The sequence below is a fragment of the Novosphingobium jiangmenense genome (assembly GCF_015694345.1).
In the GTDB taxonomy this organism is placed as follows: Bacteria; Pseudomonadota; Alphaproteobacteria; order Sphingomonadales; family Sphingomonadaceae; genus Novosphingobium; species Novosphingobium jiangmenense.
Window position 1 is genome coordinate 1 of sequence record NZ_JADQDC010000001.1, and the last position, 23162, is coordinate 23162.

Genomic DNA, 23162 nt, shown 5'->3' on the forward strand with positions numbered 1-23162 from the left:
ATCCTCATCGCCATCATGCGCAAACTCATCTGCGCTCTCAACGCCATGGTCAAAAACAACCAACCATGGACCGCATAACAAGACGGTTGCTCCCCATTTGCACCTGCGGTGAAAATGGGGAGGATTTTGAAGGAGTTGATCCTCCCCATTTTCACGAAGCACAAAGGGGGAGGGGGCATTTGCGTCAGCGAATGACGGAGGGGCTTGTTACCGCCCATCCTCCAGGATCATCTCCGCCGCGCGTTCTGCCACGGCCATGGCGGGGCCGTTGGTGTTGCCGGAGACGGGGGTGGGCATGATCGAGCAGTCGACGACGCGCAGGGACCCGATGCCGTGGACGCGGGTGCGGGCGTCGGTGACGGAAGTGGCCGGGTCGGTGCCCATGGCGCAGGTGCCGGTGCCGTGGAGGCCGACTTCGACCATCTTGGCGAGTTCGGCGAGGATCGCGGCTTCGTCCTGCACGTCAGGGCCGGGCATGCGTTCGGTGCCGATGTAGGGCTTGAGCGGCTCCGAATTGGCGATGGCGCGGAACAGGCGGAAGAGTTCGAGGCTCTTGGCCTTGTCCGAGGGGTCGGTCCAGAGCGCGGCGTCGGCCACCGGGGCATCGCGGAAGTTTGGCGAGACGAGGCGGATCGAGCCGCGGCTCTTGGGGCGCAGGTGGTAGCCGGAGAAGGTCAGGCCGGGATTGGGCGTGAGCGGGCTGCCGGGCTTTGAGGCCATCTCGTTGACCGTGCGCATGGCGAAGGGGGCGGCGGCGACCTGAAGGTCGGGCCAGTCCTTGTCCGTGCCCTCGCTGGCGTAGAGGCCGGTCAGCGGCATGCCGACGCGGGCGAGGTGGCCGGTGCCGGTGAGGAAGTACTGCAGCGCATTGCGATAGAGCCGCCAACCGAAGAATTCGCGGTTGGTGCCGGGGTGGTTGGTGAGGTCGAACGAGACGCCGAACTTGCTGTGATCGGACAGGTTCTGGCCGACGCGGGCGAGATCCTTGACCACCGGGATGCCGAGTTCCTGCAGCACGGCGCCGGGGCCGACGCCGGAAAGCTGGAGCAGGTGGGGCGAGCCGTAGACGCCGGCCGAGAGGATGACTTCCTTCGTGGCGGTGTGGATGCGCTCCTGCCCGTGGGCGTGGGCGACGACGCCGGTGGCGCGGCCCTGCTCGATCACCACGCGCGAAACCGCGGTGTGCTGGGCGATGGTGAGGTTGTGGCGACCAAGGATCGGCATGACGAAAGCCTTGTACGAGCTTTCGCGCACGCCCTTGCGATCGACGGTATACTGGCTGCGGCCGACGCCCTGCTTGCCCGGCGTGGTGATGTCATCGAGCCAGGGCATCCCCTGCGCTTCAAAGCCGGCGGCAAGCGCATCGAGCACGGGCGACTGGTAGGTGGAGGCAGTGACCTGCAGTTCGCCACCGCGGCCGCGGCCCGGGTGGGCGCCGGGTTCGCGGTAGTCCTCGAACTTGGCGTAGCAGCGGGCGATGTCGTTCCAGCCCCAGCCGGCGAGGCCCTGTTCGGTCCAGCTGTCGAAATCCTTGGGCATGCCGGTGAGATACCAGGTGCCGTTGATGGCCGACGAGCCGCCCATGCCGCGGCCATAGGTGTGGATGCCGCCGCGCATGCCTTCGCGCGGGGCGGTGGGGAAGACGCGGAAGTAATCGGGGTTGCCCATCATCTTGATGAAGCCGCCGGCCATCTTGATGAAGGGGTGCTGGTTGTCGCCGCCGTCCTCGATCAGCAGGACGCGGTTTGCCGGATTGGCGCTGAGGCGGTTGGCGAGCACGCAGCCTGCCGAGCCTGCACCGACGATGATGTAATCGAATTCCGCCATGACCCTCTTGGCACCCGTCCTGAAATTAGAATAGAACTGAAGTTCTCTTTTTATCTGCACAGGCCTTGACCGTGTGTCAAGCGACGATTAGAAGACAAATTCTAATTATCGGGAGAGCGAACGTGCTGCCAGTGGAACGGGTGATCGGGGAAGAAGGGCTTGCCGCTACGGCGGGCGGGCTGAAGCTGGCGATGCGCCTGCCGTGGTATCGCTCGCTGCCGTTTTCGGTGGTCGAGGTGGGGCCGCTGTCGATCGACGGTGAAGCTGTGGATCTTTCGGACGCGCTGATCGAATACAATGGCGAGCAATGGCCGCTGTCCCAGAACGGCGAGAAGGTCGACACCTTCTGGTTCATCCGCGATTCGGCGTTCCTGGTGCTGCCTTCGCTCAAGGCGGACGCGGGTTCTGCGCATGAGGTGTCGCTGAACCTGTTCATCAGCCCACCCTACATTCCGGGAATGCGGCGGACCAATCCGCAGACCTCCACCCTGATCGTCGAAGCTGCCTGAGAGAGGACCGGCATTATGACCACGACCGCAACCGGCCCCCAGACGGGCGTCACGCTCTATTCCTTCACCAACGAGTTCCTGACCCGCCAGTTCGAACTCGACACGCTGATGGCCGAAGTCGCCAAGCGCGGGCTGGGTCCGAACATCGAGATCATCGGCTTCCAGAACTTCCGCGAGTTTCCGGACGTTTCGGACAGGTTCGCCGACGAGTTCAAGCAGATGCTGGCCGATACCGGACTCAACCCGGTGTCGTGCGCGATCAATTCCGACCGCTTCCTCAAGCCGGGGGCGCAGCCGATCGAGGATGCCGCGCTGGTCGAATACCACAAGCGCCAGCTGCGCAGCGCCAAGAAGCTGGGCTTCAGCCTGGTGCGCTACCAGTTCGCGCTGCCGGTGCACCTGCTGCCGGAAATCGCGCCCTATGCCGAGGAGCTGGACATCCGCATGGGCGTGGAAGTCCACGCGCCGATGTGGGCCGGGCACCCCGCCGTGCAGGCCTATGGCGAGATGTACGACAAGCTGAACACGCCCTACCTTGGCTGGATTCCCGACTTCGGCGGCACGGCGAGCCGGATTCCGGAATCGATGCTCGATGCTGCAAGGGCCAAGGGCGCGAAGGAAGACCTGCTCGACAAGCTCAAGGAAGTCTGGCTGGAAGACGGGATGAGCCACGAGAAGGCCGGACGCCTGCGCGAATGGGCCGCGCCCAAGGGCCACAGCCCGCTGGAAATCCAGGCGGCCTGCCTTGCCTTCTTCATCCTTTCGAACCACGATCCCAAGTCCTGGGCCGCGCTGGTCGATCGCACCATCCACATCCACGGCAAGTTCTATGGCGTGAGCGAGGATCTGGTCGAGGAAGCGATCGATTACGACACGATCCTGCCGCTGTTCAAGGATGGCGGGTTCACCGGGACGATGGTCTCCGAGTGGGAAGGCCATGCCTATGACATGCGCGATGCCTTCGAGCAGGTCCGCCGCCACCAGGCGATGGCCCGCCGCATCTGGGGTTCGTGAGCCATGGCATTCGAACTCTCCGTAAACCTTGAATACGGCTTCACCGAAGCGGGCGAGAAGATCGAGGACCGCATTGCTGCTGCGGCGGCAGCGGGCTTCCGCAAGGTCGAGCTGTTCCTGCTGAAGGGGCGCGATCTGGGGGCGATCAAGGCGGCGCTCGATACGCACGGCGTGGAGCTGATCAGCACGGTTGCGGACTATGTGACGCAGCTGGTCGATCCCGCCACGCACGAGGGCTTTGTCGAGACCTTCCGCGAGGCGGCGACGGCGGCGAAGTCGCTGGGCTGTTCGAACGTGGTGGTCACCTCGGGGCGCGGCGTGCCGTGGCTGAAGCGGCCGGTGCAGCTGGCGATCTTCGCCGATGCCCTGCGCAAGCTGCTGCCGGTGGCCGAGGAGCTGGACGTGACGATCCTGCTGGAATCGGCGAACACCCGCTTCGACCATCCCGGTGTGCTGTGTTCGACCACGCAGGACAGCGTGGTGGTGGCCGACATGGTCGACCACCGCCGCGTCAAGGTGCTCTACGACCTCTACCACTCGGTGGTCGAGGGCGAGGACCCGGAAAGCGCGCTGAAGGCGGCGATGCACCAGGTGGTGCACGTGCAGGTGGCCGATGCGCCGGGGCGGGGCGAGCCGGGCAGCGGCAACATCGACTGGCCGGGCGCGCTCGCCCTGTTTGAGCGGCTGGGCTACAAGGGCACGGTCGGGCTGGAACTCCTGCCGACCAAGCCCTCGGCCGAGGCGTTCACGTACATTCAGGGGCTGTGCGGCTGATCGCCTGACCCGATGATCACGCTTTCCCGCAGGTAGCCGAACGGGCCTTCACCGGCCCAGGCGGCGCCGTCGGGAAAGCGCATTTCCACGCCGGTGAGCGCGGCCTCGTCGGCCAGCGCCATGTTGACGCCGACCATGGTGTTGCCGTGCAGCGCGATTGTCGATGGCGTCAGCACGAAATGGGTGGTGCTGCCGCACACCGGGCAGAAACGGATCTCAGCCCCCGCGCCGGGCTTGTCAGCGCGGACATAGCCGGTGGTGGGGCCGGTAATCGCCACTTCGTCGGGCGCCAGATAGGCCCATTGCGCGCCCGATTTGCGACAGAGCGAGCAGTTGCAGGCGTGGATGAACGCGGGCGTGGTTGCGATGCGAAGGGCGACTTGGCCGCAGTGGCAGGAGAGTTCCGTCATTTCAGCGCTATAGCAGAAGCGGATCGCTGCGCCCAAGCTGCCTGGAGAGGGCTTCCTGACAGTGCGCCTCGGCGCGAATCGGGCACAGTCCGGGCCGCGTGCGAAATCGTCGGTTGTCGGGCTTCTGCTTAAGGCGCATGGGCTTGTGATGCCTGAAACACATGTAATCGTCGCAATAGGTTGGGCCGTGGTGCTGGGCGGGCTTGGCGGGGTGCTGACCAAGATCGGCGCGTGGTATCGCGAATTGCGCAAGCCGCCGTGGCAGCCGCCGGACTGGCTGTTCGGCCCGGCGTGGACGGTGATCCTCGGCCTTGCCGCGTGGGCGATGGTGCTGGCGTGGGAAGGCGCGGGCGATGACTGGGGGCGGCGCATGATCGTGATGCTCTATGCCGCCAATTTCGTGTTCCACTTCCTGTGGTCGCCGCTGTTCTTCACGTTGAAGCGGCCGGACTGGGCGCTGGTGGAGGTGGTGCCGCTGTGGATATCGGTGCTGGCGCTGTGCGTGATGCTGCGGCCCTTTTCGGTCCTCGCGAGCTGGCTGATCGTGCCCTACCTTGCCTGGGTGAGCTTTGCCGCTTGCCTGAACCTGGCGATCGTGCGGCTCAACGGTCCGTTCGGCAAGCGTGAGAGAAATCTTCGCGACGTGTGAATTGCCGCACATTTTTCTGCGACGAACCGAGCTAATCGGGCTTTGCGACCCGAAGGGCTCTGCCAGTCAGAGTTCCTGAACTTCAAGGGGACGGTTCGAGCATTCGGGCCGTCCCCCTTTTTTTGGCCGCCTTCCTTGTTTGCCGACTGCTGGATTCGCAAACGCGCTTCGTCATTGCGAGCGGAGCGAAGCAATCCAGAGCGTCGTGAACCACGCTCTGGATTGCTTCGTCGGTTTCACCTCCTCGCAATGACGAGCGAGAGGTTCGTTCTTCAGTACGAACCCTGCTTGCGGATCAGGGCGATCTCGGCCTCGGTCAGGTCGCGGATCATCACGTTGCGCATGAACACTTCGGCGGCTTCGAATTCGAGCGCGATGCGCCCTTGGGTGAGCGGCTGGCCGGTGCGGCCTGCCATGCGGAACAGGCTGTTGACGATGCGGCCGTTGACCATGTGCGCCGCCTGATCGCCGATGGCGACGAGGTCTACCGTGTTCCAGCCATCGATGCGCTCGTAATCGCCTGCGTGGCGGTGCCATTGGCGGGCGATGCCGCCGGCGTTGATCGGATCGGCATATGTGGTGGGCAGGCCGGGGAAGTATGTCGGCCAGAGCGGGGTGCCGCCGAGCAGCGGGCCTTGCAGCGCGCGGGTGTTGACCATGATCGCATCGCCGATGTCGCCTTCCTCGAACTGGAACTCGACGCAATCGGGGAACAAACGGTCAAGCTCCGGCCCCATGTGATAGAGCAGGCCGGAGTTGCGGCGCTGCCAGGCGCGCGGGGCGAAGCGGCGCTCGCCGAAACGGAAGTCCATGCGCAGGTGGTAGTTGCCGTGGAGCGACTTCGTGGCGATGTGGCCGAAGCTGGCCCTGACGCTTCCATTGACGTCAGGGCCGGTGAAGCTTTGGCCGAGCATGTGCAGCACGCCGCCCTTTTCGATGCGGATGGCATCGTGGGCATCGCGGTTGCCTTCGCCGTCCTGATAGATCGTCCAGCCATCGAGATCGCGGCCGTTGAACAGCGGTCGCCATGGTGAGGGGGCGGCAGCGGCGGCGCGGGCTGATGCGGGGAGGGCGGTTGTCGCAGCAGCGGCGGCGAGGCCCTGAAGCATGGTGCGGCGGCTGGGCATCGGCGGCTCTCCCTGTCGTTTGATCCTCATTATTAGAATGAAGGTTTCAACTTTTTGCGCGGGCGGTCAAGTGTCGCTTGACCGTTGTTTTAGAATCACCATACTTATTCTGAAACGGGCTGCGGCGAGCGCGAAGACGCGCCGCGATCGACGACAGCGAAGGGAGATGGAGATGAAGCTCAAGGCGATGCTGATGGCGGTTGCCGCCGGGTGTGCAGTGACGAGTCCGCTTGCGGCGAAGGAAGACGTTACCGCCGAGATTGCCGCGCTCAAGGCCGAAGTGGCGCAGCTGCGCGCCACCGCGCAGACCGCGCGTGACCGCGGCGACATCCAGAACCTGTTCTCGCGCTACATGTACCTGCACAATGCCTTCCACGATCCCGAGATCGTGCCGCTCTGGGCGAAGAAGGGCACGCCGGGGATCCGCGCGCAGTATTCGAACAACGGGGTCTATACCTCGTGGGATTCGATCATGGCCTATCATGCGCAGCGACCCAATCCGAAGGGCAAGCTGGTGTTCCACTACCTCGCCTCGCCGCTGATCGAGGTGGCCGAGGACGGCAAGACCGCCAAGGCCCTGTTCGTGATGGCCGGCGTGGAATCGGGCCTGACCGATGTCGAGGCGGCCAAGCAGGCGCCCGAGTTCATGTACGTCAAGGACCTGCTGGTCGATGGCAAGCGCGTGTGGATGCACGAGATCATGGTGAAGTACGGCGTCGACTTCATCCGCCAGGACGGCGAATGGAAGATCTGGCACTTCCACTGCTATGAAGTGGCGCGTTCGCCCCATGGCGTGGGCTGGATCCCGTTTGCCGCCAAATCGCAGGACAATCCCTTCGCCGACGATCTGATGTACTTCGGCGAGGACGGCAAGCCGGTGCTGATGCCCAAGCCCGATGCGCCGGTGACCATGCGCAACAATCCCTATCGCACCGACACCGGCCAGACCCTGGATGCGCCGCCGCCGGTGCCCTATCGCACGATCAGCGAAACCTTCGAATATTGAGAGCCCCATGAACCGCAGGCTGATTTTCGCCGGGGCGCTCGCCCTTGGTTTCACCGCGCACGGCGCTTTCGCGCAAGGTGTGGTCTCCACGTCCGGTGGCGAGGTGCGTGGGACCGTCAATGCAGGGGCGGATGCGTTCCTTGGCATTCCCTATGCCGCGCCGCCGGTCGGCGAGCTGCGCTGGCGCGAGCCGCAGGCGGCCCCGCCGTGGCAGGGCGTGCGTGAGGCGACGGCGTTCGGGCCGGTGTGCCAGCAGGGCGTGCCGGCGCCATGGGGGCCCTATACGGCAGAGTTCCTTGCCGGGCCGCCGATGAGCGAGGACTGCCTGACGCTCAACGTCTGGCGTCCCAAGGGTGCGGGCATGAAGAAGCTGCCGGTGCTGGTGTTCATCCACGGCGGCGGCTTTGGCGGCGGGGCGGGGAGCCTGCCGATCTACGACGGCGCAAAGCTCGCCTCGCGCGGGGCGGTGGTGGTGACGATCAACTACCGCGTAGGCGTGCTGGGCTTCATGGCGCACCCGGCGCTGACGGCGGAATCGCCGCTGGGGTCTTCGGGCAACTATGGCCTGCTCGACCAGATCGCGGCGCTGAAGTGGGTGCGGGCGAACGTTGCGAAGTTCGGCGGCGATGCGGGCAACGTCACCGTTTCGGGCGAAAGCGCGGGTGCGGCCTCGGTGGCGGACCTGATGGTCTCGCCCATGGCCAAGGGTCTGTTCGACAAGGCGATTGCCTTCAGCGGGGCGAGCATGGCGGTGGACGTGCCGCCGCTGGCGAAGAACGAGGCGGTGGGCGTGGATCTGGCCGCCAAGCTGGGCAAGGCCAGCATGGCGGAAATGCGCGAGCTTCCGGCCGAGGCGCTGATCGAGGCGACGCGCTATGTACCTGGTGCCACCAGCGGCCCGCCGCCCTTGCGCTTTGTCCCCAATGTCGATGGCAAGGTGGTGCCGTTCGATCCGGTCCGCGCGAGCGGGCCGGTGGCGAGCCCGGCGCCGCTGATCACCGGCTACAACAGCGCCGAGATGATCGACATGTCGGTGCGCACGCCCGCGCAGTTCGAGGCGGCGGTGCGGGCGCGCTATGGCGACTTTGCCGAGCGGTTGCTGGCGCTCTATCCCCATGCGACCGAGGCCGAGGCGGTGGCTTCCAATGCACTGATCGCGCGCGACCGCTATATGGCAGGCGTGCTGCTGTGGGCGAAGGAGCGCACGCGCAGCGCGCAGCAGCCGGTCTATGCCTACCTCTATGATCATGCCTATCCGGCGGCGAAAGGCGGGCAATCGTGGGGCGCGTTCCACACGTCGCAGCTGCCCTATGTGTTCGGCAACATCGGCATTGGCGAGCGGGCGTGGAAGCCCGGCGAGGCGCGCGTGGTCAGGCAGTGGCAGGACCGCCTGCTCGCCTTCATGCGGACAGGTGCACCGGGGAAGGGCTGGGCCAAGGTCGGCAGGACCAGCGCGAGCGTGATGGGGCTGGGCGACCGCGAGGGGATGCGCGCGGCGGTGTCCTCGCCCGAACGGTTCGAGGCGTTCAAGGCCTTTGCGCAGAGCGGAGGCAAGCTGGGGCTGATCTGACGCAGCGCCTGCGCTGCCGTGCTTGGCGGCGGGCGCAGGCCGTGGCACAACCTTCGCCATGACCGCCGCACATGGCGGCGCGGGGCGGGGGCTTGGCCTATGGCAGAGAAGGTGCGCGTGTGGGACGTGCCGGTGCGGCTGTTTCACTGGTCCTTGCTCGGGCTGTTTGCTTTCTCGTGGTGGAGCGGCGAGAACGGCGCGATGGACTGGCACCGCCGATCGGGCCTCGCCATCCTGGCGCTGCTGCTGTTCCGCCTGTTCTGGGGCCTTGCCGGATCGCGCACGGCGCGCTTCGCTTCGTTCCTCAAAGGCCCGCGCGAAGTCTTGGCCTATGCGCGCAAGGCGGGCGACGAGCATCCCACCGACGGGCACAATCCGCTGGGCGGGTGGAGCGTGGCGGCGCTGCTGCTGGTGCTGCTGACGCTGGCGGGCGCGGGCCTGTTTGCGGTCAATGCTGACGGGCGCGAGGCGGGACCGCTCGCCGGATACCTGAGCCATGGCGCGGCCCGCGCTGCGGCGCAGCTGCACGAGGCGGCGTTCAAGGTGGCGCTGGCCGTGATCGGCGTCCATGTGAGTGCCATCGGCTTCTATCAGTTCCTCGTCGGGCGCGATCTGATCGGCCCGATGATCACCGGCAGGCGCGATCGCGCGCCCGGCGAGGCGGTGGACGACATCGCCTGGTCCCCCTTGCGCGCCGTGGGCGGGGCGGCGGTTGTGGCGGCGGTCGTGTGGGTGATTGCGATGGTCTGATTGCTAGGGCTTGACCGGATAGTCCCTGGCTTCTTCCAGCACGGGCAGGGTGACCTTGCCGGTGGCGGCCCATTCGGTGCCGCGCAGGAGCAGGGTCTGAAGCGGCTGGAAGTGGAGCGAGACTTCGTCGTGGCCCAATGTGATCGAGAAGACGCGGCCCTTGCCGTAGTCGGCGGTCCACACTTGCGGGTGGTCAGCGTCGATGCCCTTCATCGCCTTCAGCTTTTCGGGGGTGTAGGCGGCGGCGGGGTATTTGGGGCCGGTCAGCCTGGGGTCATAGGCTGACGCGGCATCGTGGGCTGTGGCGAGGACGTGGATCTTTGCCTCCGGGTCCATCGCCATGTTGGTGTACATGTCGTCGTTGTAGGTCCAGACGAACTCGCGCATTCCGGCGGTGATCGGGTGGGTGCGGTCTACCAGGTGGACCGGGAAGGCGCCCGGAGGCGCGCGGCGGCTGGAGCCGGGCTCCATCGCGCCGCCGATCAGCTTCTTGTATTCAGGGATATCGCGCCCCCAGGTGAAGCTGGAATGATAGGCGACGAGCCCGCCGCCTTCGCGCACGTACTGGTAGAGCGCCTTGAACGCGCTGTCGGACCAGACGTGCTGGACCGGATCGGCATAGTTCCAGCGACTCGAATAGTTGAGCAGGACTACGTCGTAGCCCTTCAGCGTTTCCAGCGTGCCGTTGTCGAAATCCTCGGTCACGCGCACGTCGAAGCGCCTGGAGTCCTGCATCATGGTGCGCAGCATGTTGTTCACGCCGGTCCAGTCATGCTCGTAGGAATTGCGGCCCGAGATGATCAGGACCTTCACACGGTTCTCGGCGGGGTTCACCGGAATGGTGACGCGCTGCACGGTTTCGGGCGGGCGATAGTCGATGGTGACGATGACCTGCGCCATGGCAGGCACGGAGATGCAGGCCGCAAGCATTGCGGCGAGGAGCTTCTTCACTGGGCTTCTCCCTTACTCCGCCGCTGCGGGCTGGCGCGCGGCGATATCGTTGCGGATGGTTTCGTGGAGGCCGTCCATCGGCCACATCAGGACGACCACGGTCTGCAGGGCGAGGAGGACGACGGCGCTGCCGTAGTAGGTCCAGCGGATCGCCTCGCGGGCGGTGTCGGTCACGGCATCGGGGACGTAGCCCGCCGCGCCGAGCATGAAGGCGAAGCCTGCGGTGCCGATGGCCATGCCGACCTTGGTCGAGAGGCTGATGCCGGCCGAGAGCAGGCCCTCGCGCCGGGTGCCGAACTTCCATTCGTGGTAGTCCACCGTCTCGGCGATCATCGCGAAGGCGGCGGTGATGGTGATCGAGGTGGCAAGGCACGCGGCGATGTAGAGCGCGAGAAAGGCGGCGGTGTTGCCCTGCACCAGTGGCAGCACGGCGAAGATCACCGCGGCGAGGGCGAGGACGAAGGCGCTGCCCTTGCGGATGCCGGTGCGGGCAAGGATCGGCGGGGCGACGAACGAGGAGAGCAGCAGCATCCCCGAGACCGCCGGGAGCATGACCGAGATCAGCCAGGGTTGGCGCATCACGTCGATCGCGAAATAGGCGGTCGCGCTCATCATCAGGCCGAAGCGGATGAAGTAGAGCAGGCACGAGGCGAAGACGACGGCCCAGGCCTTGTTGCGCAGCATCTCCTTGACCGCCGGACCGATGGCGAAATCGGGCGAGGAGCCGTCCTCGAAACGCTCCTTGCAGTTGGCGAAGAGGGCGAGCGTGCAGGCAAGGCCGATGGCGGCGAAGAGCATCGCGACGTACTGGAAGCCCTTGTTCTGGTCAGCGCCGCCGAACACGCCGACCAACGGCATGACCGCCGCCGTGCCGAGCACCACCGAGATCGAGGTGCCGACGCCGCGCATCCCTGAAAGCTTCAGGCGCTGCTTCGGGTCGAGCGTCATCATCGGCATCAGCGCGGTGTAGGGGATCGCCTGGACCGACATCAGGATGCCGAGGCCCTTGAAGGTGACGAAAGCATAGACCAGCTGCGCCGAGTGGCTCCACGCCGGAACGTGGAACAGCGCCACGGTGAGCAGGGCATAGGGCAGGGCGGTGAACAGGAAATAGCCGCGCGTGCGGCCCCAGCGGCTGCGGGTCTTGTCCACCAGAATGCCGACCACCGGATCGATCACCGCATCGAGCAGGCGCGCGATCAGGAACACCGTGCCCACCCCCGCCGCCGGCATGCCGACTACATTGGTGTAGTAGAACAGCAGGAACCCGCTTGCCATGTTGTAGGCAAGGCTGGTGCCCATGTCGCCCATGCCGTAGCTGAGGCGTTCGAGGAACGAGAGGCGGGTGGTCATTGGCCCCTCCCCGTCGGGGAGGGGTTGGGGTGGGGGAGCGCGGCGAAGCTGCGCGTCATCGCTGGTGTGGGGCACCCCTCCCCGACCCTCCCCTTGAGGGGAGGGAGCTTGGGAGTTACGTTTCGTTCTGTCTTGCTTGCCACATTCCTCTCCCGGACCGCAGCGTGGGTTAGGTCAGAGCGCCAGCGTCTTGCGGGTCAGCTCGAGCGACTGGTCCATCGGCAGGGTGGGGAAGTATTCCATGCCGATGCTGCCCTTGTAGCCGAGGCTTTCGAGCGTCCCCATGACGTGGCCCCAGTCGACGCTGCCGGTGCCGGGCTCGTTGCGGTCGTCCATGTCGGCGACCTGGACGTGGGCGACGAGGTGGATGCGGCCTGCAAGCACTTCGGCGATGTCCTCGCCCATCACGGCGCTGTGCCAGACATCGTAGAGCAGGCGCAGGTTGGGGCTGCCGACGGCTTCGACCAGATCCAGCCCGAGCGTGGTGCTGACGAGGTACATCGCCGAGAACAGTCGGGTGTTGAGCGGTTCGAGCAGGAGCGTGACGCCCGCTTCCTCGGCCAGCGCGGCGGCTTCCTTGAGCGCGGCGACGGCGTTGGCGAAGTGGTCTTCCTCGCTCATGCCTTCGACCTTGAAGCCCGAGGCGACGATCAGCGGCGGCTTGCCGAGCGGGGCGGTGGCGGCGATGGTCTCGCGCACGGCCTGCACCATCTCGGCGCGCTCTGCCGGGTCGACGATGGAGCGGCGCGGGTCAACGCAGATGCCGGTGAGGGCAACGCCGGTTTCGGCCAGCGCCACGCCGATCTCCTCGACGGGCTTGTCACGCCACAGGTGGAACTCGACCAGATCGAAGCCCCCGGCCTTGGCGGCGCGGATGCGCTGGGCAAGGTCACCGGCTTCGGCGAACTGCCATTCGATGCAGGATGAAAGCGGGTAAGCAGCAGAAGGCACGTCGATCTCCCAATCGGCGGCCCCGTGCCCGCTTGGACACGTTTGCCTGGCGGCGAAAAGGGCCGCTACTTTATTGGAATGCTTATTCGCATTGATCGTTCGGGCGGTCAAGACTCAGACCGTCAATCGAATTGCGGTTCGTCCCGGATAGCCTGATCCCTGTGCGCTGGATCACGTCAAATATCCGACCTGCGGAAGATGAACGTTCACATCTGATAATAACCTGCGATTTTGCGCAGGCGCAGACGCGACCCCGTTGACAGCGTTGACAATTCTCGCAACAGTTTGTCGCAAGCGGGCGAGACACCGCGAGAGGAGAGGATGGAGCCGGGTTCGCCACAGCCCCGGATCGTGCCGCGAAAGGCCGCGGCAGCGCGCAATCCAACGCGCCCTTTTTCCTCGAGCGAGAAGCCCGACCGCACCGGCCCAGCCGGAGCGGAGCAGGACTTTTGCAGGGAGGAAAGAGAATGAGAAAATTGACGTTTGCATGCCTGGTTTCGGCAATCGCGCTGAGCCAGCCCGCGTTCGCACAGGACACGGCGCAGGACGCCGCGCAGGAGCCTAGCGACGGCGACATCGTGGTCACCGCCAACCGCACGTCTTCGCTGCTGTCCAAGACGCCGATCGCGATGAGCGCGGTTTCCGGTGACGACCTGATCAGCTCGGGCATCACCAACCCGACCCAGCTTGAAGAAACCGTGCCCAACCTGTCGATCGTGCGCGGCAATGGCCTGCAGATCACCATCCGCGGCGTGACCAGCACCGACGGCACCGAGAAGGGCGATCCCTCGGCCGCGTTCATGGTCAACGGCATCTACCTCGCCCGACCGCAGGCGCAGGAAGTCTCGTTCTTCGACATCGAGCGCATCGAAGTGCTGCGCGGCCCGCAGGGCACGCTCTATGGCCGCAACTCGACTGCGGGCGTCGTCAACATCCTGACCGTGCAGCCCAAGTTCGAGTTCGGCGCCCGTGCCGACGTTACCTATGGCAACTATGACGCGCTGAACGCCACGGCCGTGGTCAACATTCCGGCCGGTGACAGCCTCGCCTTCCGCGTGGCCGCCAACGTCGACCGCCGCAACAACTACATCATCGATGGCAACGCCGGCGACGGCATCGGCCTCAGCCCGTTCAAGGACAACAAGACGATCCGCCTTTCGGCGCTGTTCAAGCCGAGCCCGGATCTCAGCCTGCTGCTCGTCGGCGATTACAGCTGGCAGAAGGGCAACCCGACCAACGGCGTTTCGCCCAGCAACTTCTTCTCGAACATCGTCAGCGGTGCGCGCCCGACTTTCGAGCGTCCGAGCTACAGAAATCCGTCGAACCGCGCAGGCCGCCTGCTGGCGACGGCACAGGCCCAGCAGGCCGCGCGCGACAACACCGATGACGGCATCATGGGCGAGCTCAACTACACGATGGGCAACGTCACGCTGACCTATCTCGGTTCCTATCGTGAATCCGAACGCCGCGAATTCAGCAACCTGGGCACCGGCGCGGTCTCGGCCGACTTCGTCGGTCGCTACTGGCAGACCTCGCACGAACTGCGCCTTGCCTATGGCGGCGACGGTCCGCTCCAGGCGCAGATCGGCGGTTACTACTTCAAGGAACGTTCGGGCATCGCGTTCTTCATCAACAACCTGCTGGCTCCGAACACCCGCTTCGGCTTCCCGCAGGAGCCGACCGTGGCCGAGAACAAGTCGGTCTTCGGCCAGGCGACCTACGAGATCGCGCCCGACGTGCGGCTGACCGGCGGCGTACGCTATTCGAGCGACCTCAAGTCGCGCGTCGGCGCAACCGTGCTCGATGCCTATTCCTCGATCGGCAATTCCTACAGCGTCGGCACTTTCCTCGGCCGCACCACCTTCCAGACCAACAACGCCAAGCGCACCTTCAGCAAGGTGACGTGGCGCGCCGGCATCGACTATGACAGCCCGCTGGGCCTGATCTTCGCCTCGGTCTCGACCGGCTACAAGGCGGGCGGCTTCAACGACGGTTGCGAAACCGGCAAGGGTCCGGGCTGCGCGCTGCCTGCCGCCGCGCTCTACTACGATCCGGAAACGCTGACCGCCTATGAATCGGGCTTCAAGTTCAAGGTCAGCGATGCGGTCCGCTTCAACGGCACCGTGTTCCACTACGATTACAAGGGCCTGCAGCTCTCGGCCGTGACCAATGCCTGCGGCGGTCCCTGCCAGGTCACCTCGAACGCGGGTTCGGCCAAGGTCGACGGCGTGGAACTCGATGCCAACGTCCAGGCGACCGAGCACTTCAACATCCGCCTCGCGCTGAACTACCTCAACGCGCGCTACGGCCAGTTCAAGCCGCAGCCGACGATCGACTTCGCCGGTCGTGCGCTGAACCGCAGCCCGAAGTGGAGCTGGATCGTCGGCGTGAACTACACGGTGCCGGTCGGCGACGGCAAGATCGTGTTCGACGCCCAGACCGCAGGCCGCGGCCAGTACGAGCTGACCGACCTTGCCAACTTCGCCTACTTCTATCAGCCCAGCACCACCAAGAGCGACGTTTCGGTGACCTACACTGCACCGGACGACCGCTTCTACGTGGCCGCCTTCGCCGAGAACCTCGAGAACAACCTCGTGCTGACCGGCGCCGGGACGGGGGCCTTCGGCACGGTGACCTTCTCCGACCCGCGCCTGATCGGCGTGCGCGCAGGCGTGAAGTTCTGATCGCCTGACGCCTTGTGAATGCCGGAAGGGCGGGCCTGCTGGCGCAGGTCCGCCCTTTCTTTTCGCTGCTGGCAATGTTCCGAAATGAATCGGACGAGAATCTGAAAAATAGAATGTCTATTCCAAAAAAACCATTCGCAAAGCCGCGCGGCGGCAGCGGATGCGTTTTGGGAGGAGACAAGCATGACAACCCGAGGATTCAAGACGCTGCTGCTGTGCGGTGCGGGCGCGCTGGCCCCGTTCACTTCCGCATGGGCACAGAGCGAATCGGCAGAGACCGCCGACTCCGACGTGATCATCGTAACCGCGCAGAACCGTTCGCAGAACGTGCAGGACGTGCCGATCGCGATCAACGTGGTGAGCGGCGAGGCGCTCCAGGCCGCAGGCGTGACCGACCTGGTCTCGCTCCAGCGCGTGGCGCCGGTGCTGCAGATCGTCAACGATACCAACCTGACCCGCGTGACCGTGCGCGGCATCGGTTCGAACAGCAACGACGAGGCGCAGGACCAGGCCATCGCCATCAACATCGACGGCGAATACATCAACCGCCCGGTGGTGCTGAACGCGGCGCTGTTCGACATGGATCGCGTCGAAGTGCTGCGCGGGCCGCAGGGCACGCTCTATGGCCGCAATGCCACGGGCGGCGCGGTGAACTTCATCACCCGCAAGCCCGGCAGCGAATTCGCCGCCAACGGCAGCGTCAGCTATGGCAACTTCAACCAGGTGATTGCCGAGGGCGGCGTGACCGTACCTCTGGGTGACGTGGGCGGCATCCGCGTCTCGGGCATCTACTCCGACCGTGACGGCTACAACTTCCACCCCAACATCAATGCCCGCAGCGGCACCGACAACACCTGGGGCGGCCGCGTCAGCCTGCGGTTGGAGCCGGTCTCGGGCCTGAAGATCAACGCCGCGATCGAGCGCGTCGAACAGGACGTGATCCTGCCCAACCAGGCCTTCATCAACTTCAACGCGCCGGGCAATTCGCCGGGCGCAGGCTGTGCGGCCGTTCCGGGCTGGGTCGAGATCGCCCCGTCGGTGCCGGGCACGCAGTGCATCCCGAAGAACACCAACAACCTCTCCAAGGTCAACCGTTCGCGCTATGATGCGCCGACCACGGGCCTTGGCCGCAACGATGTGCAGTCGACCGCGGCGCGCGGCAGCATTGCCTATGATTTCGGCGGCGCGACGCTGACCTATATCGGCGGCTATCGCTTCACCGACATCGGCGCGAGCATTGCGCTCTCGCCGGGCTATCGCTTCAACACCTTCATCCAGGACACGAAGACCCACAGCCACGAACTGCGCCTCAATGGCGAGAGCGACCGGCTGGTGTGGCAGACCGGCGCGTTCTACTTCAACGAGCAGCTCGACGTCGAGCGCGGCCTCTATCGCGCCCCGCCGCCGCCGTTCCTGCTTGGCCCCAACGGCGGCTACGTGAACTACTTCTTCCGCGACGTGGAATCGCGCAGCTGGGCAGTGTTCGGGCAGGCCGACTTCAAGGTGAACGACCAGATCACGCTGGTCGGCGGCCTGCGCTATACTGACGACAAGCGTTCGGCGCGCTATCGCGACCATGGCGGGGCGATCGCCAATCCCTCGAACCCGCTGTTCAACACCGGGTCCGTGCGTCCGGCCAACCCCGGCACGCCGTTGCGCAACCTGACGCTGGGTTCGGCTGCCGACAAGCTGACCTGGCTGGCGGGCATCAACTACAAGCCCGATGCCGATACGCTGATCTATGCCAAGGTCTCGACCGGGTTCAAGGCGGGCGGCTTCGACTCCGTCGGCCAGTATGCGCCGGAAACCAACACCGCCTACGAAGCGGGGCTGAAGAAGAACTTCGGCGCCTCGGGCCAGCACACCTTCAACCTTGCCGGGTTCTACTATGACTACAAGGACCTGCAGGTCTCGGTCCTGCTCGACACGACCGAGGGCGGCCGCATCTTCAACGCGGGCAAGGCGACGATCTGGGGCGTGGAAGCCGAAGCGGTGATCAAGCTTTCGGACAACGACACGTTCTCGGCCACGGCGAACTACGTCAATGCCGAGTACAACTCGCTGCTGACCGCCATCCCGGTGTTCTGCGTCAACGGTTCGGGTTGCCGTTCGGGCAGCGGCAACGGCCTGCTGACGGTCGGCGATCTTGAAACGACGCCGGGCCGCGTCACCCAGCCCAGCCTTGCCGGCAACACGCCGCCGATGACGCCGGAATGGACGATCACCCTGGCCTACGACAAGGTGATCCCGCTGGGCGACATGGGCAGCCTGACCGCCAGCGTGTTCTCGACGTTCAAGAGCTCGTACTTCGGCGACATCTTCAACTACCGCGATTCGAAGCAGACGGCCTTTACCCAGACCGACCTGTCGCTGACCTACGCGCCCGAAAACAAGCGCTTCAGCCTGCAGGGCTTTGTCCGCAACATCGAGAACAACCGTCCGCTGACCTATGCCGGGTTCACCGTGGCCGGGCCGGACGACATCTACAACTGGCAGTTCGCGGCACCGCGCACTTATGGCGTGCGGCTGACGTTCGACTTCTGATCACCACGATCCGGGTGACGGGGGAGAGGGCAGGTCGAAAGGCCTGCCCTCATTGCCTTGGGCTATCCCGCACCGCTCTCACGGCGTTTTTCCAGCGCAATCCCGGCGAGGTTCTGCGCCCGCGCGATCCAGCGCACGCGGCGCGGGGGATGGCCGGCGGCAAGCGCGAGGAAGGCCTGCGCCGGACCGGTGGAGGCCTGCCCCTGCACCAGCGCGCGGTTGGCTGCGCCGGTCACTTCGCGCGAATCCCCGAGCAGGTCGAAGTCCTTAAGCCCCGCCGCCTGGGCCAGTTCCAGCGCGCAGAGCAGCGCCTGCCATTCGGCCTGCGTGTTGGTTCCGCTGCCGAGATCGTCGAAGACATGCGCGCGGCCACGGATCACCACGGCGGCTTCCATCGGGCCGGGGTTGGGGCGGCAACCGCCATCGAAATAGACCTTGATCCTGCGCTCCATGGCGACCGGTCTATCCACGCGCGCGGATCGTGCAAGCTGTGGCATTGCGCCCAGTTGCCAAGGAGTTGCCAAGGCGCGACGATGCGTCCAGAGCGACCGCTGTTTATACAACGGGGGGCACGCGATGGGCGATGATGCTGGCACAACCTTGCGGCTGGAGCGCGATGGCGCCGTGGCACGGCTGCTGATCGACCGTGCGGACAAGCGCAATGCCTTCAACATCGCGATGTGGCAGCGCCTGCCCGAACTGCTGGCCGAGGCTGACGCCGATCCGGCCTGCCGCGTGCTGGTGGTGAAATCGGCGAGCGGCGGCGCGTTCTGCGCGGGCGCGGACATTGCCGAGCTCCTCGCCAACAAGGACGATGCCGCGTGGCGGGCCGCGAACCAGCAGGCGATCAACCGCGCGCAGTTCGAACTCACCCGCTTCCGCCTGCCGACCGTGGCGATGGTCGAGGGCGATTGCGTGGGCGGCGGTTGCGGCATTGCGCTGGCCTGCGACATGCGCGTGGCCACGCCAGCGGCGCGGTTCGGGATTACCCCGGCCAGGCTCGGCCTCGTCTATCCGCTGCATGACGTGAAGCTGCTGGTCGATCTGGTCGGACCGGGGCAGGCGCGGCGGATGCTGTTCACCGGCATGTTGCTGGGGGCCGAGGAAGCCAGGTCGGTCGGGCTGGTCGAGGAACTGGCCGACGGCGAGGACGCGCTGGTGGCGCAACTGCTCGCCGTATCGCCGTTCTCGACGCAGGCGATCAAGGGCTTCGTGCGCAACGTGCTCGACGGGCAGGTGGCCGACGATGCCGAAAGCCTGCGCGTGTTCGCCTCGGCCTTCGAAGGCGCCGATTTCCGCGAGGGGACGACCGCCTTCGTCGAGAAGCGCAAGCCCGTTTTCGGAAGCTAACTCACCTCTTGGAACCAACTCCGCCGCGCGCGGTTCTGGAGGGGTTCCGAAGAGGTAATCGATGATTGGCAAGATCATTTCCGCAGTGGTCGGCAAGAAGATCGCCGACCGCACCCCCGGCATGAGCGAAGGCACCGGCGCGCTGCTTGGCGTTGCCGCAGCCACGGTCATGCGGCGCATGGGCCCGCTGGGCATGCTGGCAGCCGCCGGCGGCACCTGGGTGGTATCGCGCGCCATGAAGAAGAAGCAGGCGCGGGAAGCCACCCGCCCGACCTGAGCAGTTCCCCTGGGACCGCCGCGCCCTCGTTCCCCCCCCTCCCGTCCAGAGCGCGCGGCGGTCCTTTCTTTTTCAATCCAGACAGTTTCCCCCGGGCGTTCCGCGCAAGGGCGCATCGCCGCGCCTATGCCCGCGCGCCGTTGCAAGGAGCCGCGCCATGGCCAAGACCGCCGCACCCGACCATTCCCCCGCGCTCGACAACGCTCTTGCCGACCACCAGCCCGGGGAGGGGCAGCCGCCCTATGCCACGCAGGAGGGCAATGCTGGCGAAACGCATCAGGACGCAGGCGCGAAGGTAGAGCCTGCGGCCTTCCTCACCGACAATTTCGGGCACCGCCTGTCCGACAACCAGAACAGCCTGAAGGCGGGCGAGCGCGGGCCGACTCTGCTCGAAGACTTCATCCTGCGCGAAAAGATCTTCCACTTTGACCACGAACGCATCCCCGAGCGCATCGTCCACGCCCGTGGTTCTGCCGCGCATGGCGTGTTCGAGGTGACCAAGGCGATCCCCGAACTGACCCGCGCCGGCCTGTTCCAGAAGAAGGGCACGACCTGCCCGGTCTTCGCCCGCTTTTCGACGGTGGCCGGCGGCGCCGGATCGATCGACACCCCGCGCGACGTGCGCGGATTTGCGGTGAAGTTCTATACCGACGAGGGCAACTGGGACCTGGTCGGCAACAACATCCCGGTGTTCTTCATCCAGGATGCGATGAAGTTTCCCGACCTGGTGCATTCGGTGAAGATGGAAGCTGATCGCGGCTATCCGCAGGCGGCCAGTGCCCATGACACGTTCTGGGACTTCGTTGGCCTGATGCCCGAAACCATGCACATGATCATGTGGGCGATGAGCGACCGCGCCATCCCGCGCACGCTGCGCATGATGCAGGGCTTCGGCGTCCACACCTTCCGCTTCGTCAATGCGCAAGGGCAGGGCAAGTTCGTCAAGTTCCACTGGAAGCCGGTGCTGGGCCTGGAATCGCTGATCTGGGACGAGGCGGTGAAGATCGCCGGGGCCGATCCCGATTTCCACCGCCGCGACCTGTTCGAAAGCATCGCCATGGGCAGCTTCCCGGCGTGGGACCTTGGCGTGCAGGTGTTCGACGAGGAATTTGCGGCGGCACAGCCCTATGACGTGCTCGACGCGACCAAGCTGATCCCGGAAGAGGATATTCCGGTAGAGATCATCGGGCGGATGACGCTCAACCGCAATGTCGACAACTTCTTTGCCGAGACCGAGCAATCGGCGTTCCTGCCGACCAATGTCGTGCCCGGCATCGATTTCAGCAACGACCCGCTGCTGCAGGGGCGGCTGTTCTCCTACCTCGACACGCAGAAATCGCGGCTGGGGACGACCAACTTCCACCAGATCCCGATCAACGCGCCCAAGTGCCCGTTCCACAACATGCAGCGCGATGGCCTGATGCAGACGCTGGTGCCGACGGGCCGCGCCAACTACGAGCCGAATTCGCTGAAAGAGGCGGGCGAGGACAGCGGGCCGCGCGCTTGTCCCGACACCGGCTTCACCTCGTTCCGCGAGAATGGCGAGCGCAACGATCCGACCGAGAAGGTGCGGGTGCGGGCCGAGCTGTTTGCCGATCACTACAGCCAGGCAGCGCTGTTCTACCACTCGCAGACCGAGAACGAGCAGGCGCATATTGCCTCGGCGCTGGTGTTCGAGCTTTCGAAATGCGCGATGGAGCATGTGCGGGCGCGGGTGCTCTCACGCCTGCGCAATGTCGACGAGACGCTGGCAAAGCGCGTCGCCGATGGCCTTGCCATGGACCTGCCGGAAAAGGCGCCTGCCGCGCGCGAGCCGGTGGAGATGAAGCCATCGGATGCGCTCTCGATCCAGAAGCAGGCCCAAAAACGAACGGGGATGACGTTCGAGGGCCGCAAGGTCGGGATCCTCTTTGCCGAAGGATCGGACAAGGCGACGATCGACCAGCTCAAGGCCGATGTCGAGGCGGCGGGCGGCGCGGTGTTCCTCGTGGCGCCCAAGGTCGGCGGCTTGTCCGTAAAGGGCGGCACGCTCAAGGCCGATGGCAAGCTCGATGGCTCGCCCTCGGTCCTGTTCGATGCAGTGGCCTCGGTGCTGATGCCGGCAGAGGCCGAGAAACTGGCGAAGCAGGGCGCGGCGGTGCAGTGGTTCATGGATGCCTATGGCCACTGCAAGACCATCGCCCACTGCAACGGCACCAAGGTCATCCTCGCCAAGGCGGGCGTCGAGCCGGACGAGGGCGTGGTGCCCAACGAGAAGCTTATGGAGGTCGGCCCGGTGCGCCACTTCGCGCGCGAGCCGAAGATCCGCGATCTCGCCTGAGGTAGCGACGGCTAAGGCAGCAGCACTGTCGATCCGGTGGTCTTCCGGGCCTCCAGATCGCGGTGCGCCTGCGCGACTTCGGAAAGCGGGTATGTCTGGCCGATGGTGACGCCGACCGCGCCGCTGGCGATCATGTCCCACACCCGCGCCGATCCGGCGGCGCGTTCGGCCGGGTCGGCGTAGTAGTGGTACAGCGTCGGCCGGGTGACGAAGAGCGAGCCCTTCTGCGACAGGGTGCCGAGCGCCACGCCGCTGACCGGGCCTGAGGCATTGCCGTAGCTGACCACCAGCCCGCGCCGGGCGGTGGCATCGAGGCTCGCTTCCCACGTATCCTTGCCCACGCCATCGAACGCGACGCGCACGCCTGCGCCGCCGGTCAGTTCGCGCACGCGGGGGGCGACGGCCTCGGGCGAGGAATAGTCGATCACGTGGTCGGCCCCGGCGGCGCGCGCGGCCTCGGCCTTTTCGGACGTCGAGACGGTGCCGATCACCGTGGCACCGATGTGCTTGAGCCACTGCACCAGCATCAGCCCGACCCCGCCCGCCGCGGCATGGACCAGCACCGGCCAGCCCGCCTGGACCTGCGCGCAGCGTTCGACGAGGAATTCGACGGTGAAGCCCTTGAGGATCGCGGCGGCGGCGATCTCGTCGCTGATCGCATCGGGCAGCTTGAACAGCGCGCTCTGCGGATAGATCCGCGCGGTGGCATAGGCGCCCAGTTCCGGTCCGCAGCTGGCCACGCGGTCCCCCGCGTTGAGCGCGGTCACGCCTTCGCCCACGGCCACGACGCGGCCCGCCGCTTCGACGCCAAGGCCGCTGGGCAGCGCGATCGGATAGAGCCCGCTGCGGTGGTAGGTGTCGATCATGTTGAGGCCGACGGCGGTATGCCTGACCAGCACTTCGTCGGGGCCGGGTGCGGGCAGGTCGACGTCGGCCCAGGTGATCGCTTCGGGTCCCCCGGTGGCGGTGAGGCGGACGGCTCTGGCTTGCATCGGGGACTCCTGCGATCGCGGTATCGGGCGCTGGTCTAGCCCCGCGACGGTCCGGTCGCAAATGGTGAGGGGGCCAGTCCACCTGCCTCACAGGGCAGGCTGAC

General features: G+C 65.9%; 21 protein-coding genes. 12 read left to right on the forward strand and 9 right to left on the reverse strand.

Annotated features, from left to right (window positions below; translation table 11 throughout):
- Both I2488_RS19400 and I2488_RS00005 read right to left on the reverse strand, forming a co-directional pair.
- Nucleotides 1-218, reverse strand: a 218-nt coding sequence (locus I2488_RS19400; RefSeq protein WP_214652132.1) for a hypothetical protein, incomplete at its 3' end; no start/stop codon positions are given.
- A complete protein-coding gene (locus tag I2488_RS00005; protein ID WP_196273758.1) occupies nucleotides 208-1827 on the reverse strand; it encodes a GMC family oxidoreductase in 1620 nt (539 codons plus the stop codon). The genes I2488_RS19400 and I2488_RS00005, both read right to left, overlap by 11 nt.
- A 122-nt stretch (nucleotides 1828-1949) precedes the next feature.
- On the opposite strand from I2488_RS00005, the gene I2488_RS00010 reads away from it, so the two are divergent.
- Genes I2488_RS00010 through I2488_RS00020 form a run of 3 tightly spaced genes read left to right on the forward strand, consistent with a single transcriptional unit; the run spans nucleotide 1950 to nucleotide 4124 of the window.
- Nucleotides 1950-2336 (forward strand): C-glycoside deglycosidase beta subunit domain-containing protein, encoded by a 387-nt coding sequence (locus I2488_RS00010; protein ID WP_196273759.1) that lies wholly within the window; start codon nucleotides 1950-1952, stop codon nucleotides 2334-2336.
- Nucleotides 2337-2351: 15 nt separating this feature from the next.
- Entirely contained in the window at nucleotides 2352-3350 is a 999-nt protein-coding gene (locus I2488_RS00015; RefSeq protein ID WP_196273760.1) for a sugar phosphate isomerase/epimerase family protein, read from the forward strand.
- A 3-nt stretch (nucleotides 3351-3353) separates the two neighbouring features.
- The gene (locus tag I2488_RS00020; RefSeq protein WP_196273761.1) at nucleotides 3354-4124 is read left to right on the forward strand and encodes a TIM barrel protein; all 771 of its coding nucleotides are present in this window, start codon (nucleotides 3354-3356) and stop codon (nucleotides 4122-4124) included.
- Here the strand turns inward: I2488_RS00020 and I2488_RS00025 are convergent.
- Nucleotides 4106-4534 carry a GFA family protein gene (locus I2488_RS00025; RefSeq protein ID WP_196273762.1) on the reverse strand — a complete coding sequence of 143 codons (429 nt, stop codon included), beginning with the start codon at nucleotides 4532-4534 and terminating at the stop codon, nucleotides 4106-4108. The two genes, I2488_RS00020 and I2488_RS00025, sit on opposite strands and share 19 nt — an antisense overlap.
- Nucleotides 4535-4682: 148 nt before the next feature.
- Between I2488_RS00025 and I2488_RS00030 the strand changes: the two genes are divergently transcribed.
- Entirely contained in the window at nucleotides 4683-5183 is a 501-nt protein-coding gene (locus I2488_RS00030) for a TspO/MBR family protein (RefSeq protein WP_196273763.1), read from the forward strand.
- Between the two features lie 272 nt (nucleotides 5184-5455).
- Here I2488_RS00030 and I2488_RS00035 read toward each other — a convergent pair whose 3' ends face one another.
- Nucleotides 5456-6310, reverse strand: coding sequence for a 3-keto-disaccharide hydrolase (locus I2488_RS00035; RefSeq protein WP_196273764.1), 855 nt, complete (start codon nucleotides 6308-6310; stop codon nucleotides 5456-5458).
- A 172-nt stretch (nucleotides 6311-6482) separates the two neighbouring features.
- Between I2488_RS00035 and I2488_RS00040 the strand changes: the two genes are divergently transcribed.
- From I2488_RS00040 to I2488_RS00050, 3 genes are all read left to right on the forward strand, one after another.
- On the forward strand, nucleotides 6483-7316 hold the full coding sequence (locus I2488_RS00040; RefSeq protein WP_246465381.1) for a nuclear transport factor 2 family protein: 834 nt from the start codon (nucleotides 6483-6485) through the stop codon (nucleotides 7314-7316).
- A 7-nt stretch (nucleotides 7317-7323) separates the two neighbouring features.
- Nucleotides 7324-8886, forward strand: coding sequence for a carboxylesterase/lipase family protein (locus I2488_RS00045; protein WP_246465382.1), 1563 nt, complete (start codon nucleotides 7324-7326; stop codon nucleotides 8884-8886).
- Between the two features lie 99 nt (nucleotides 8887-8985).
- Entirely contained in the window at nucleotides 8986-9636 is a 651-nt protein-coding gene (locus I2488_RS00050; protein WP_196273767.1) for a cytochrome b/b6 domain-containing protein, read from the forward strand.
- A gap of 3 nt (nucleotides 9637-9639) precedes the next feature.
- Here the strand turns inward: I2488_RS00050 and I2488_RS00055 are convergent, their stop codons facing one another.
- The 3 genes from I2488_RS00055 to I2488_RS00065 all read right to left on the reverse strand — a co-directional run bounded on the left by I2488_RS00055 (nucleotide 9640) and on the right by I2488_RS00065 (nucleotide 12891).
- Nucleotides 9640-10587 (reverse strand): ThuA domain-containing protein, encoded by a 948-nt coding sequence (locus tag I2488_RS00055; protein WP_196273768.1) that lies wholly within the window; start codon nucleotides 10585-10587, stop codon nucleotides 9640-9642.
- Nucleotides 10588-10599: 12 nt separating this feature from the next.
- A complete protein-coding gene (locus tag I2488_RS00060; protein WP_196273769.1) occupies nucleotides 10600-11940 on the reverse strand; it encodes an MFS transporter in 1341 nt (446 codons plus the stop codon).
- Between the two features lie 174 nt (nucleotides 11941-12114).
- Entirely contained in the window at nucleotides 12115-12891 is a 777-nt protein-coding gene (locus I2488_RS00065; protein WP_196273770.1) for a TIM barrel protein, read from the reverse strand.
- 467 nt (nucleotides 12892-13358) lie between these two features.
- Between I2488_RS00065 and I2488_RS00070 the strand changes: the two genes are divergently transcribed.
- Nucleotides 13359-15575 carry a TonB-dependent receptor gene (locus I2488_RS00070; RefSeq protein WP_196273771.1) on the forward strand — a complete coding sequence of 739 codons (2217 nt, stop codon included), beginning with the start codon at nucleotides 13359-13361 and terminating at the stop codon, nucleotides 15573-15575.
- Nucleotides 15576-15758: 183 nt separating this feature from the next.
- Nucleotides 15759-18119 (forward strand): TonB-dependent receptor, encoded by a 2361-nt coding sequence (locus tag I2488_RS00075; RefSeq protein WP_196273772.1) that lies wholly within the window; start codon nucleotides 15759-15761, stop codon nucleotides 18117-18119.
- 62 nt (nucleotides 18120-18181) lie between these two features.
- On the opposite strand, the gene I2488_RS00080 is transcribed toward I2488_RS00075, so the two are convergent.
- Nucleotides 18182-18571, reverse strand: coding sequence for a ribonuclease HI (locus I2488_RS00080; RefSeq protein ID WP_196273773.1), 390 nt, complete (start codon nucleotides 18569-18571; stop codon nucleotides 18182-18184).
- A 124-nt stretch (nucleotides 18572-18695) separates the two neighbouring features.
- On the opposite strand from I2488_RS00080, the gene I2488_RS00085 reads away from it, so the two are divergent.
- The 3 genes from I2488_RS00085 to I2488_RS00095 all read left to right on the forward strand — a co-directional run bounded on the left by I2488_RS00085 (nucleotide 18696) and on the right by I2488_RS00095 (nucleotide 22066).
- Nucleotides 18696-19469: an enoyl-CoA hydratase/isomerase family protein gene (locus I2488_RS00085; RefSeq protein WP_196273774.1), complete on the forward strand. Its 774-nt coding sequence runs from the start codon at nucleotides 18696-18698 to the stop codon at nucleotides 19467-19469.
- Nucleotides 19470-19530: 61 nt separating this feature from the next.
- Nucleotides 19531-19746 (forward strand): hypothetical protein, encoded by a 216-nt coding sequence (locus I2488_RS00090; RefSeq protein WP_196273775.1) that lies wholly within the window; start codon nucleotides 19531-19533, stop codon nucleotides 19744-19746.
- A 157-nt stretch (nucleotides 19747-19903) separates the two neighbouring features.
- Nucleotides 19904-22066: a catalase gene (locus I2488_RS00095; RefSeq protein ID WP_196273776.1), complete on the forward strand. Its 2163-nt coding sequence runs from the start codon at nucleotides 19904-19906 to the stop codon at nucleotides 22064-22066.
- An 11-nt stretch (nucleotides 22067-22077) separates the two neighbouring features.
- Here the strand turns inward: I2488_RS00095 and I2488_RS00100 are convergent, their stop codons facing one another.
- Nucleotides 22078-23058 carry a quinone oxidoreductase family protein gene (locus I2488_RS00100; protein WP_196273777.1) on the reverse strand — a complete coding sequence of 327 codons (981 nt, stop codon included), beginning with the start codon at nucleotides 23056-23058 and terminating at the stop codon, nucleotides 22078-22080.
- Nucleotides 23059-23162 lie beyond the last annotated feature (104 nt).